12 protein-coding genes are annotated in these 12,049 nt (G+C 70.7%); 10 read left to right on the forward strand and 2 right to left on the reverse strand.

What is annotated here, in order from left to right:
- Positions 1-229 precede the first annotated feature (229 nt).
- The 3 genes from ACFY1U_RS42435 (at position 230) to ACFY1U_RS42445 (ending at position 1,998) form a co-directional block, all read left to right on the forward strand.
- Complete coding sequence (locus tag ACFY1U_RS42435) at positions 230-601, forward strand: tyrosinase cofactor (protein ID WP_390699426.1); 372 nt, start codon at positions 230-232, stop codon at positions 599-601.
- 34 nt (positions 602-635) lie between these two features.
- Entirely contained in the window at positions 636-1,460 is an 825-nt protein-coding gene (locus tag ACFY1U_RS42440) for a tyrosinase family protein (protein ID WP_390699427.1), read from the forward strand.
- 85 nt (positions 1,461-1,545) lie between these two features.
- Entirely contained in the window at positions 1,546-1,998 is a 453-nt protein-coding gene (locus tag ACFY1U_RS42445) for an SRPBCC family protein (RefSeq protein WP_365837715.1), read from the forward strand.
- Positions 1,999-2,038: 40 nt separating this feature from the next.
- Here the strand turns inward: ACFY1U_RS42445 and ACFY1U_RS42450 are convergent, their stop codons facing one another.
- Together ACFY1U_RS42450 and ACFY1U_RS42455 are read right to left on the reverse strand one after the other, a co-directional pair.
- Positions 2,039-2,737 (reverse strand): ribonuclease H, encoded by a 699-nt coding sequence (locus tag ACFY1U_RS42450; protein ID WP_390699428.1) that lies wholly within the window; start codon positions 2,735-2,737, stop codon positions 2,039-2,041.
- 52 nt (positions 2,738-2,789) lie between these two features.
- Positions 2,790-3,584 carry a VOC family protein gene (locus tag ACFY1U_RS42455; RefSeq protein WP_390699429.1) on the reverse strand — a complete coding sequence of 265 codons (795 nt, stop codon included), beginning with the start codon at positions 3,582-3,584 and terminating at the stop codon, positions 2,790-2,792.
- A 162-nt stretch (positions 3,585-3,746) separates the two neighbouring features.
- Here ACFY1U_RS42455 and ACFY1U_RS42460 point away from each other — a divergent pair, with 162 nt between their 5' ends.
- The 7 genes from ACFY1U_RS42460 (at position 3,747) to ACFY1U_RS42490 (ending at position 12,037) form a co-directional block, all read left to right on the forward strand.
- Entirely contained in the window at positions 3,747-4,751 is a 1,005-nt protein-coding gene (locus ACFY1U_RS42460) for a zinc-binding alcohol dehydrogenase family protein (RefSeq protein ID WP_390699565.1), read from the forward strand.
- A gap of 255 nt (positions 4,752-5,006) precedes the next feature.
- The gene (locus ACFY1U_RS42465; protein ID WP_390699430.1) at positions 5,007-6,449 is read left to right on the forward strand and encodes a family 2B encapsulin nanocompartment shell protein; all 1,443 of its coding nucleotides are present in this window, start codon (positions 5,007-5,009) and stop codon (positions 6,447-6,449) included.
- A 14-nt stretch (positions 6,450-6,463) separates the two neighbouring features.
- Positions 6,464-7,513: a family 2 encapsulin nanocompartment cargo protein terpene cyclase gene (locus ACFY1U_RS42470; protein ID WP_390699431.1), complete on the forward strand. Its 1,050-nt coding sequence runs from the start codon at positions 6,464-6,466 to the stop codon at positions 7,511-7,513.
- A 47-nt stretch (positions 7,514-7,560) separates the two neighbouring features.
- Positions 7,561-8,439, forward strand: a complete 879-nt coding sequence (locus tag ACFY1U_RS42475; RefSeq protein ID WP_390699432.1) for a geranyl diphosphate 2-C-methyltransferase — start codon at positions 7,561-7,563, stop codon at positions 8,437-8,439.
- A 233-nt stretch (positions 8,440-8,672) separates the two neighbouring features.
- Positions 8,673-9,347, forward strand: coding sequence for a response regulator transcription factor (locus ACFY1U_RS42480; protein WP_390699433.1), 675 nt, complete (start codon positions 8,673-8,675; stop codon positions 9,345-9,347).
- 28 nt (positions 9,348-9,375) lie between these two features.
- The gene (locus tag ACFY1U_RS42485) at positions 9,376-11,046 is read left to right on the forward strand and encodes an ATP-binding protein (protein ID WP_390699434.1); all 1,671 of its coding nucleotides are present in this window, start codon (positions 9,376-9,378) and stop codon (positions 11,044-11,046) included.
- Positions 11,047-11,128: 82 nt separating this feature from the next.
- Positions 11,129-12,037: an SGNH/GDSL hydrolase family protein gene (locus tag ACFY1U_RS42490; RefSeq protein WP_390699435.1), complete on the forward strand. Its 909-nt coding sequence runs from the start codon at positions 11,129-11,131 to the stop codon at positions 12,035-12,037.
- Positions 12,038-12,049 lie beyond the last annotated feature (12 nt).

Raw genomic sequence — 12,049 nt, forward strand, 5'->3', positions numbered from 1 at the left:
GCGCGCTCACCCGCCAAGGACCACCCGGAACACCAGGGGCGGCCAGAAGGAATTTCCCCTTCCGGGCGTTGCGGGGCAGCCCCACGGCAAGATCATCTTGGTTCAGCCTTGTACAACATGTCGGCAATTGTCCTGATCACAGCCAACCGCTCTCGACGGATTTCTCCTGCTCTCGGCGGGGCCGATAGGCATTCCGGGTCGTCAACCGAACGCACCCTGGAGATCCCGTATGCCGGCCCTCACCCGACGCCGCGCGCTCACCGCGGCGGCCGCCCTCACCGCGGCCGCCGCCGCCCACACCGCCGCCGCCCCTGCCGCGACCGCCGCGGACCACCAGCACCCCGGCTCCCCCGAACCCTTCGACGAGGTCTACAAAGGCCGCCGGATACAGGGCCGGCCGGCCTCCGGGGGCGGTCACCACCACGGCATGAACTACGCCGTCCTCGTCGACGGGGTCGAACTGCACGTCATGCAGAACGCCGACGGCACCTGGATCAGCATCGTCAGCCACTACGCCCCGGTGCCCACGCCGCACGCGGCCGCACGTGCCGCCGTCGACGAACTGCAGGGCGCCCGGCTCCTCCCCTTCCCCGCCAACTGACCCGTCCCGCAAGCATCTTGGGAGCATCCGCACCATGACCGTCCGCAAGAACCAGGCGAGCCTGACGGCCGACGAGAAGCGGCGCTTCGTCGCCGCCGTCGTCGAACTCAAGCGCAGCGGCCGCTACGACACCTTCGTCACCACCCACAACGCCTTCATCCTCGGCGACACCGACAACGGCGAACGCACCGGGCACCGTTCGCCGTCCTTCCTGCCCTGGCACCGAAGATTCCTGCTGGAGTTCGAGAGCGCACTGCAGTCGGTGGACGCCTCGGTCGCGCTGCCCTACTGGGACTGGAGCACCGACCGCTCGCCGCGTTCCTCGCTGTGGGCACCGGACTTCCTCGGCGGCACCGGGCGCTCCCGTGACGGCCAGGTGATGGACGGCCCCTTCGCCGCGTCCGCGGGCAACTGGCCGATCAACGTGCGGGTCGACGGGCGTACCTTCCTGCGCCGCCAGCTCGGAGCGAACGTACGGGAGTTGCCGACCCGGGCCGAGGTCGAGTCGGTGCTGTCCACGGCGATATACGACATGCCGCCGTGGAACAGCGCCTCGGACGGCTTCCGCAACCATCTGGAGGGCTGGCGCGGCGTGAATCTGCACAACCGGGTCCATGTGTGGGTCGGCGGGCAGATGGCCACAGGGGTCTCCCCCAACGACCCCGTGTTCTGGCTCCACCACGCCTACATCGACAAGCTGTGGGCCGAGTGGCAGCGGCGCCACCCCGGCTCCGGCTATCTGCCGACCGGCGGAACGCCGGACGTGGTCGACCTCGACGAGACGATGAAGCCGTGGAACGACGTTCGGCCCGCCGATCTGCTGGACCACACCGCCCACTACACCTTCGACACCGACTGACGGCCGCGTCCGGGCGGTTTGCTCCGCAGGTCAGGGGTACCCGCGCCGGACGCAACCGATGTCAGAGCGAAGGAGGGGTTCACCCGTGTCGCAGGTCGAGGAATCCATCGAGGTCGGCGTCCCGGTGCACACCGCCTACAACCAGTGGACTCAGTTCGAGACGTTCCCCGAGTTCATGAACGGGGTGGACCGCATCGAACAGCGCACCGACACGCTCACGCACTGGGTGACCAGCGTCAACGGCGTGCACCGGGAGTTCGACGCGGAGATCACCGAGCAGATCCCGGACGAGCGGGTCGCCTGGACGACCGTCGCCGGTCAGGCCCGGCAGGCCGGGGCGGTGACCTTCCACCGCCTCGACGACAACCACACCAAGGTCATGCTGCAGATGGACTTCCATCCCGACACCGTCGCCGAACAGGTCGGCGACAAGCTCGGCTTCGTGAAGCGGCAGACCAAGGGCGACCTGGAGCGCTTCAAGAAGTTCATCGAGGCGCGCGGCCAGGAGACCGGCGAGTGGCGCGGCGTGGTCACCTGACCTGCGCCCGGTCCTGAACGGTGTGCCGTACGGCCCGGCCCTAACCGGCCTCCGCCGTACGGCACTCCGGGTGCCCCCAGCCCTGCCCGTTCTTGGCGATGGGCTCACCGGCCGCATAGGAACGGCCGCACAGGCAGCGGCCCGGGAACTTCGCCTTGATGGTGCGGGACGACGAGCCCGTACGCTGCCGGGACGCGGCCGGCTTGCGGCGCGGGGCGCTCGAGGACGGCGTGTCCGGGGAGGGCGGCGGCGCCGGTGAACCGAGGTCGCTGCCCGCGGGCTCCTGGACCTTGGCGGCCTGGCTGGCGGCGCGGTCGGCGAAGTCGTTGAGCGGGTCGCCGTCGACCTGGTGGGCGGGCACGTAGCGGAACTCGACCGTGCGGCCATCCAGCAGTTCGTCGATGCGGACGACCAGTTCCTGGTTGGCGACCGGCTTGCCGGCGGAGGTCTTCCAGCCGTTGCGCTTCCAGCCGGGCAGCCAGGTGGTGACGGCCTTCATGGCGTACTGCGAGTCCATGCGGACCTCGAGCGGGACGCCTGGGTCGGTCGCCGCCAACAGGCGTTCCAGGGCGGTGAGTTCGGCGACGTTGTTGGTTGCCGTACCGAGCGGCCCCGCCTCCCAGCGGGCCGGGGTCGCGGAGTCGTCGGAGACCACCCATGCCCAGCCCGCCGGTCCCGGATTTCCCTTCGAAGCCCCGTCGCACGCGGCCACCACACGTTCACGCATGGCCTCGATCATGCCACGGGCGGGAGGGGACCTCGACCATCGTCCGGGAGGCGCCTCGTACGCCCTAGACGTCCTTCGTCTTCGGCAGCTCTCCCTCGGTCCTCGTGATGTCGATCACCGAGAAGTTCGCGCCCTGCGGGTCGCTGATCGCCGCGAACCGGCCGTAGGGGCTGTCCATCGGCCCGAAGCGCAGGACGCCGCCGAGCTTGGTGGCCTTGGCGACCGCGTCGTCGCAGTCGGGGACGACGAAGTAGAGATTGATGTAGGACGGCACCTCGGGCGGGAACTCCTCGCCCATCTTCATCCGGCCGAGGACCGTGGTGTCGCCGAGGTTGAACATGCGGAAGTCGACATTGTCGTCGACGATCTGCTGGGCCGTGTACGGGAAGACGGCGCTGAAGAACGCGTCGGCCTTCTCGGGTTCACGGGTGAAGACCTCGGCCCAGCCGTAGGCGCCCGGCTCGGCGGTCGCCTCGAAGCCCTCGTGGGTGCCGCCCTGCCAGACGCCGAAGACGGCGCCGCTGGGTTCGCGGGCGAGGCACATGGTGCCGAAGTCGCCGACCTGCATGGGCTCCATCAGCACCTCGCCGCCGTTCTCCCTGATCCTGGCGGCGGTGGCGGCGGCGTCCGGTGAGGCGAAGTACAGGCACCACTGCGACGAGGCCTCCTGACCCGGCATCGGCGGCACGACGGCGGCGACCGCCTTGCCGTCCGCGTAGGCCTGGGTGTAGTTGCCGTACTCCGACGACGCCTCGCCGAAGGTCCAGCCGAGGACGTCACCGTAGAAGCTCTTCGCTCCCTCCACGTCGCCGAACATCGCGTCGGCCCAACAGGGGGTTCCCTCAGGTTGTACGGCCATGGCTGCGGCCCTCTCCCGAATCGGCGGATGGTCCGTTTCCTCACGCTAGTCATGCGTGCGGCGAAGCGCGCGCCGAACGCCCGGGTCCGTTCCAGACTGGACGAGGAGGGCCTCGGCACACTTTCGACACGGCGGACGGGGTGCGGTATGGCGGACGGGACGATGCGTGCGTGGTCGGTGGTGACACCGGGGCCGGTCGAGAAGAACGGCCTGCGGCTCGTGGAGAAGCCGCTACCCGTGCCGGGCGAGGACGAGCTGCTCGTGCAGGTGCGCGCCTGCGGGGTGTGCCGCACCGACCTGCATGTCAGCGAGGGCGATCTGCCGGTGCGCCGGGCGGGGGTGACACCCGGCCACGAGGTCGTGGGCGTGGTGGCCGGGTCCGGGGCGCAGGTCGCGGGCTTCGCGGCCGGGAACCGCGTGGGGGTGGCGTGGCTGCGGCGCACGGACGGCACCTGCGGGTACTGCGCGCGCGGGGCCGAGAACCTGTGCCCGTCCTCGCGGTACACCGGCTGGGACGCGGACGGCGGCTACGCCGAGTACACGACCGTGCCCGCCGCGTTCGCCCACCGCCTGCCGGAGGCCGTGGACGACGTGGCGCTCGCGCCGCTGCTGTGCGCCGGGATCATCGGCTACCGCGCGCTGCGGCGAGCGGCACTGCCGCCGGGCGGACGGCTCGGTCTGTACGGGTTCGGCGGCAGCGCCCACCTGTGTGCGCAGCTGGCGCTGGCCGAGGGCGCCACCGTGCACGTGATGACCCGCGGGGCGGCGCCGCGGCAGCTCGCGCTCGGCCTGGGCGCCGCCTCCGCGCAGGACGCGTACGCCATGCCACCCGAGCCCCTGGACAGCGCGATCCTGTTCGCCCCTGTCGGCGACCTGGTGCCGGTCGCGCTGCGGGCCCTCGACCGCGGCGGCACCCTCTCGATCGCCGGCATCCACCTCAGCGACACACCACCCCTGCACTACGAGAGCGACCTGTTCTACGAGAAGCAGATCCGCAGCGTCACCTCCAACACCCGCGAGGACGCCCGCGAGTTCCTGGCCCTGGCCGCCCGGCACGGCATCCACGCCACCACCCACACCTATCCCCTGACACGGGCCGACGAGGCCCTGCGGGACCTCAAGGCCGGGCGCTTCGACGGGGCGGCCGTACTGACGAACGACCTGTAGGGACGGGCGCGACGGCGGGGGCGCACGGGATCGAGTGAGGGGCGCGGGAGTGTGGAGGCTCCGGTGCGCTGCCTCGTTCGCGAGGTTTGCGTTACCAGGAGCTGAAACCGCCCCCTTCGCGCCGTACCGGGGCATCCGTGGGGCTGTTTGCCTTGTACATGCGACGCCGAGCTGTCGTCCATCGCGGCGTCGCCTTCATCCCCGACCACTCCGCCCACTCCTGTACATGGCCGTGTATGTCCCCAAGGAGGGAATGTGTCCGCCCCCGAAAGCGCCACCGGACCCGCCACCGACGAACCCGTCCCCGAACCCGTCGGCGAGGGGCAGCTGACCAGTCTCAGCACCCAGGCGGCGCGCCAGCTCGCCACGACGACCAAGTCCGAACCGCAGATGCAGGCCATCAGCTCGCGCTGGCTGCTGCGGACGCTGCCGTGGGTGGACGTCAAGGGCGGCACCTACCGGGTCAACCGGCGTCTGCAGCTGCGGATCGGCCGCGGGCGGGTGCAGTTCGAGCAGAACGGCGCCGACGACATCAAGGTCATCCCCGAGACACTCACCGAGCTGCCGGTGCTGCGCGGCTACTCCGACACCGACGTCCTCAAGGAGGTCGCCAACCGCTTCCGGGTCCGGGAGGTGCGGGCGGGACAGGTGCTGTTCCAGGCCGGGCAGCGGGTCACCGAGGCCTATCTCGTGGTGCACGGCAGGTTCACCCGCTTCACCGAGGGCAAGTACGGCGAGGAGGAGATCATCGGAGTCGTCACCGACGGCGACCAGATGGGCGACGAGGCCATCGGGCAGTCCAGCCCGCTGTGGCTGAGCTCGGTACGGGCGGAGACGGCCGGCGTGCTGCTGGTGCTGCCCTGGGACGTGGTCAGGGAGTTCACCGACCGGGTGCCTTCCCTCGCCGCGCATCTGGAGGCGTTCGCGGCGCGCCAGAAGCTGCCGATGAACCGCAAGGGCGAGGCGGACGTCCCCGTACAGGCCGGCCATGTCGGCGAGCCGACGCTGACCGGCGGCTTCGTGAACTACGACCTGGCGCCGCGCGAGTACGAGCTGTCGCTCACCCAGACCGTGCTGCGGGTGCACACCCGGGTCGCCGACCTCTACAACAACCCGATGAACCAGACCGAGCAGCAGCTGCGCCTGACGGTCGAGGAGATCCGCGAGCGCCAGGAGTGGGAGCTGGTCAACAACCGGGAGTTCGGGCTCCTGCACAACGTCGACTACGGCCAGCGCGTCAGCACCTTCACCGGGCCGCCGACCCCGGACGACATGGACGAACTGCTGGCCATGCGCCGCAAGACCAAGGTGTTCCTCGCCCATCCGAAGGCGATCGCGGCCTTCTTCCGGCAGTGCAACCGGCGCGGCCTGGTGCCGGGCACGGCGAGCGTCGAGGGGCACGAGATCCCGGCCTGGCGGGGGGTCCCGATCTTCCCCTGCAACAAGATCCCGATCAGCCGCGATCACACCAGCAGCATCATCGCGCTGCGCACCGGGGAGTCCGACCAGGGGGTGATCGGGCTCTACCAGACCGGCATCCCCGACGAGTTCCAGCCTGGCCTGAACGTGCGGTTCATGGGCATCGACACGGCCGCGATCATCCGCTACCTGGTGACCGCCTACTACTCGCTGGCCATCCTGGTGCCGGACGCCGCCGGGATCCTGGAGAACGTCCAGATCGGCCGGACGGCCGACTGAGGGTGGAGTACGCAATGAGCACGCCCGCCGCCCCGTCCTCGCTGCCGGGGCCGCCCAATCTGGCCCGCGCCGTGCGCACCCGGCGCGGCGGGGCGATCCCCGGCCTCAAGTACCGGCAGGTCGCCCCCGCCGACCCGGCGAAGGTGGAGGAGGTCGACCGCAGGCTGGAGGCCTGGGCCCACGGCCTCGACCTGTTCCCGAAGGCCTGGTCCGGGGACTTCTCGGGCTTCCAGTTCGGCCGGGCCGTGGTGCTGCAGCATCCGGCGGCGGCCGACCTGGACCGTCTGACCGCCGCCGGCAAGTTCCTGCTGGCGGAGAACCTCGTCGACAGCTGCTACTGCGAGGAGGACGAGGGCAGGGGCGGCGCCCGCCGCGGCCTGGGCGGCCGGCTGATCCTGGCCCAGTCGGCGCTCGACCCCTTCCACAGCACACCCGCGCTGCAGGAGCAGTGGGCGCACGGAGTGCAGGCCGACGGACCGCTGCGCTCCTACCACTGGGCGATGAAGGACTTCGCCGCCGTCGCCACCCCCAGCCAGACCGACCGGTTCGTGCACGACATGGCGCGGCTGCACCTGGGTTATCTCGGCGAGGCCGCATGGGCGGAGATCCGGCACATGCCGCAGGTGTGGGAGTACCTGGTGATGCGGCAGTTCAACAACTTCCGCCCCTGTCTGTCGATCATCGACGCGGTGGACGGATACGAGCTGCCGGAGGCCGTCTACGCCCGCCCGGAGATCCAGCGCATCACCGCACTCGCCTGCAACGCCACCACCATCGTCAACGACCTGTACTCCTTCACCAAGGAGCTGGCGAGCGACCCCACCCACCTCAACCTGCCCCAGGTCCTCGCCGCCAACGAGCGGTGCGGGCTGAAGGCCGCCTATCTGAAGGCCGTCGAGATCCACAACGAGATCATGACCGCGTTCGAGGACGAGTCCGCCCTCCTGTCCGCCACCTCGCCCCTGGTGGAGCGCTACGCGCGGGGCCTGTCCGACTGGGTGGCCGGAAACCACGAGTGGCACGCCACCAACACCCACCGCTACCACCTGCCCAACTACTGGTAACAACCGCTGTGCTGACATCCCGTCAGACGCACCACGAGGAGTCCTAGTTGACCATCGCCCCCCACGCCGACACCAAGGCGGCACCGGTGCCGACCCAGTCCACGTACCAGAACCGCGTCGCGGACTACTGGAACGCCGAGGAGAACCCGGTCAACCTCGAACTGGGCAAGATCGACGACCTCTATCACCACCACTACGGCGTCGGGGACGTCGACTGGACCGTGCTCGACGAGCCCGACCCCGACCTGCGTCGGGGACGGATCACCACCGAACTGCACCGCCTGGAACACGCCCAGGCGGAGCTCCTCGCCGGCCACCTCGGTCCGCTCTCCCCCGCCGACCGCGTCTTCGACGCCGGCTGCGGGCGCGGCGGCGGCAGTGTCGTGGCACATCTGCGCTACGGCTGCCACGCGGACGGTGTGACGATCTCCGCCAAGCAGGCCGCCTTCGCGAACGAGCAGGCCCGCAAGCGGGGCATCGACGCCCAGGTGCGCTACCACCACCGCAACATGCTCGACACCGGCTTCGCGACCGGCGCGTACGCGGCGTCGTGGAACAACGAGTCGACCATGTACGTCGAGTTGGAGCTCCTGTTCGCCGAGCACTCCCGGCTGCTGCGCCGGGGCGGGCGCTATGTGGTGGTCACCGGCTGCTACAACGACACCTACGGGCGGGCGTCCCGCGAGGTGTCCCAGATCAACGCCCACTACATCTGCGACATCCACCCGCGCTCGGAGTACTTCCGGGCGATGGCCCGCCACCGTCTCGTGCCCGTCCACGTACAGGACCTCACGGCCGACGCCATCCCGTACTGGGAGCTGCGCCGGCAGGCGGACCATCTGGTCACGGGCATCGAGGACACGTTTCTGACCGCGTACAAGAACGGCAGTTTCCAGTACCTGCTGATCGCGGCCGACCGGGTGTGATCCCCTCGGTCGCACCGTAGCGGCTCACACGCGCCGGGGCGCACGTGCCGGCACGGGCCTGTGCGATCAATGCGGCATCCCCGCATCGCACAAGCCCGTGCCGGAACCCCCCCGAGCGGCTCCCCCTTGAACCGTGGGCATTTACTGTTCTACCTTCGCCACATGGTCGGGGCATCAACGCCCGCTCATCAGCGGCACAACGGGCGGACGCCAGACGGTCCGGGTGATGCGGTATGCGACCGCACCTCGCTCTGATCGAGGACGACCCCGACTTCGCACTGATGTGCCGTTCCTATCTGGAGCGGGCGGGTTTCACGGTCACCTGGGCCATGGACGCGCGCGCCGGGAAGGCCGCCCTGTACGAGGGCGGTGTCGATCTCGCCGTTCTCGATCTGGGGCTGCCGGACGGCAGCGGCCTGGAGCTGCTGCGGGCGCTGCGGTCCACGAGCCGGCTGCCGGTCATCGTCGTGTCGGGCCGCGGCGCGGAGGCCGACCGGGTGGCGGGCCTGGAGATCGGTGCGGACGACTACCTGGTCAAGCCGTTCTCCCAGCGGGAACTGGTGGCCCGCATCCACGCCGTGCTGCGCCGCTCGCAGCCGCCCGAGATGCCGAGCGTGCTGCAGGTCGGCGTGCTGCGCGTCGACTCCGCCGCCCGCCTGGCGTCCGTCGACGGTGTCCAGCTGATGCTGCGGCCCAAGGAGTACGCGCTGCTGGAGATGCTGGCTGCCGCACCGGGCCGGGTGTTCTCGGCGGAGCAGCTGCTGGAGCGGATCTGGGGCACGTCCTGGCAGCAGGCGGCGACCGTGGTGGAGCACGTGTACCGGCTGCGCGGCAAGCTCGCCGGCCTGCCCGCGCCCGCGCCGCGGATCACCACCGTCCGCGGCTACGGCTACCGCCTCGACCCGTAGTCACCGCTTCGGCCGCGGAGGTCCGACCATGCCCGATGCGCCGGACTTCCGGAGCCTGTTCGACGCGACGCTGTCCCCGCTGCTCATTCTCAGCCCCGACTTCACGATCGTCGAGGTCAACCGCGCCTATCTCACGGCGACCCGCACCGAGCGGAGCATCGTGGGCCGCCCCGTCTTCGACGTGTTCCCCGACAACCCGGACGACCCGTCGGCCGACGGTGTCGCCAATCTGCGCCGTTCGCTGCAGACGGTCGTGGCGAGCGGTCGTACGGACACGATGGCGCTGCAGCGCTACGACATCCTGGCGGGCGAGGAGGGCGGCTTCACCGAGCGGTACTGGAGCCCGGTCAACACACCGGTGCTCGGTGACGACGGGCAGGTGCGCTACATCATCCACCGGGTCGAGGACGTCACGGAGTTCGTGCGTCTGCGGCGGGTGGGACGGGAGCAGCAGCGGGCCGTCGCCGAGGCGGAGATGCGGGCCGAGGGCATGGAGATCGACCTCTTCGTACGGGCGCGGGAGATCCGCGAGGTGAACGAGCAGCTGAGCCGGGCCAATCACGAACTGGACGCGGCAGGCCGCAGGCTGCGGGAGGAGCAGCAGGCCAAGGACCGGTTCATCGCGACGCTCTCGCACGAGCTGCGCAACCCGCTGGCGGCCGCCACCGCGGCCACCGAGCTGCTGGCCCTCGACATGCCCGAGGGTCATCCTGCGCTGTCCGTCCTGGAACGGCAGCTGAGCACGCTGGCACGGATGAGCAACGACCTGCTGGACGGTACGCGCGCGGTGACCGGGCGGCTGGAGCTGGTGTGCGATCCGGTCGACCTGCGGTCCGTCGTGCACGGTGCGTGCGCCGACATCCGGGGACTGTTCGGGCACGAGGGCCGCACGCTGGCGCTCGTGCTGCCCGCGGAGCCGGTCATGGTGGACGGCGACCGGCTGCGGCTGGCCCAGGTGCTGACGAACCTGCTGTCGAACGCGCTGAAGTACACCCGGCCGGGCGGCCGCACCGAGGTGGGTCTGACGTCCGCCGACGGACAGGCCCGGCTGACCGTGCGGGACGACGGCATCGGCTTCTCCCCCGCCCAGGCCGAGGAGCTGTTCGGGGTGTTCATGCGGGCCGCTCCGGCCGGTCCGGACACCCCCGAGGGCCTGGGGCTCGGGCTCGCGGTGGCGCGGACCGTGGTGGAACTGCACGGCGGCCGCATCTCCGCGCACAGCGACGGGCCGGGCAAGGGCGCGATGTTCACGGTGCTGCTGCCGACGACCGACGCCGTGAGCCCGCGCCCGTCACGGCCGCCGGCCGTCCACGGCTCCCCTCGCAGGCTGTCCCTGCTGATCGTCGAGGACAACGCGGACCTGGCCGCCACCTACCGCACCCTGCTGGAACGCCAGGGCCACCGGGTCACGGCGGTGCACACGGGCCGGGACGCGCTCACCGCCACCGAGGCGCACGCCTTCGACGTCGTCCTGTGCGACTTGGGGCTGCCGGACATCGACGGCTACGCGGTCGCACGGGCCCTGCGTACGCGGCCGGACGGCGGCAGGCCGCGTCTGATCGCGGTGTCCGGGTTCAGCCAGGGCAGCGACCGTGCCCAGTCGCGGGCGGCCGGGTTCGACGCCCACCTCGCCAAACCGCTGCCGCTGACCGACCTCCTGGACCTGCTGGAGCGGCTGGAGGGCCCGGACGGCGCCTGAACTCACCCTCGTGTCTTCCGCCTTGGGCCCGGCTGTGCTTGCCTGGGGAGCCGTTTTCGGTTGCCGGGGCTGGAGTTGCCGTATGCGGAAGCCGTGGATCGTGGGGATGCTGCTGACCGGAGTGCTGCTGCTCGGCGCGTGCGGCGACCCGTCGTCCGGCCCGCAGGAGGCACCGCCCTCCCCCGCCGTAACGGGAGCGTCGGCGTCGACGACCCATCAGCAGGCCCCGGCCTCCCCGGGCGCCCCTGCCGTGGCGCCGCGCGTGCTCTATCTCGGGGATTCGCTCGCGATGGAGGCCCAGAACGTGCTCGGGCAGCAGCTGCGCCGGGACCTGAGGGCAAAGTACACGAGTGCTCCGTACTCGGGCACCACCCTGTGCGACTACCTGGAGGGCACCGGGGCGAAGTCGCTGGTGCCGGACGCGGACAAGGCGGCGGCACTGGTCCGTGCGCAGCATCCGGACTATGTGGTCATGCAGTTCTGGGGCAACGCGTGGGGCTACACGTGGTGCATGGACGGCATCACCTACAACGCCTCGCAGCAGAAGTACTTCACCCGCTACCGGGCCGATCTGCGCAGGCTCACCGAGCAGATCGCCGCGGCGGGGGGCAGCAGACGTCCGCGGATCGTGTGGGTGCTGCAGGGCCCGGACCCGATCACGCCCGACCGCGTCCGGCGCGTGAACCGGATGTACGAGCAGCAGGCCGCCGCCTCGGGCGACCTGGTCGCCGACGCGGGCGCGACGGTGAGCCCCGCCGGCGCCCGCTACACCTGGTCCCAGTACCTGCCGTGCACGGCCTACGAGCACGAACACCGCGACTACTGCACCCAGCCGGGCCGCGACCGCACCGCCCTCCACCTCGACCAGGACTATCTGCACTTCTGCCTGGCGCCCACCACCGCCACCCCGAAGCCGTGCCCGGTGCGCTCGCCCGGCATCCTGCGGATCGCCCAGGAGATCACGCGGGTGATCGGGGAACGAGCCCGTTGAGGATCTTCCGAT

It is taken from the genome of Streptomyces sp. NPDC001351 (assembly GCF_042896045.1).
In the GTDB taxonomy this organism is placed as follows: Bacteria; Actinomycetota; Actinomycetes; order Streptomycetales; family Streptomycetaceae; genus Streptomyces.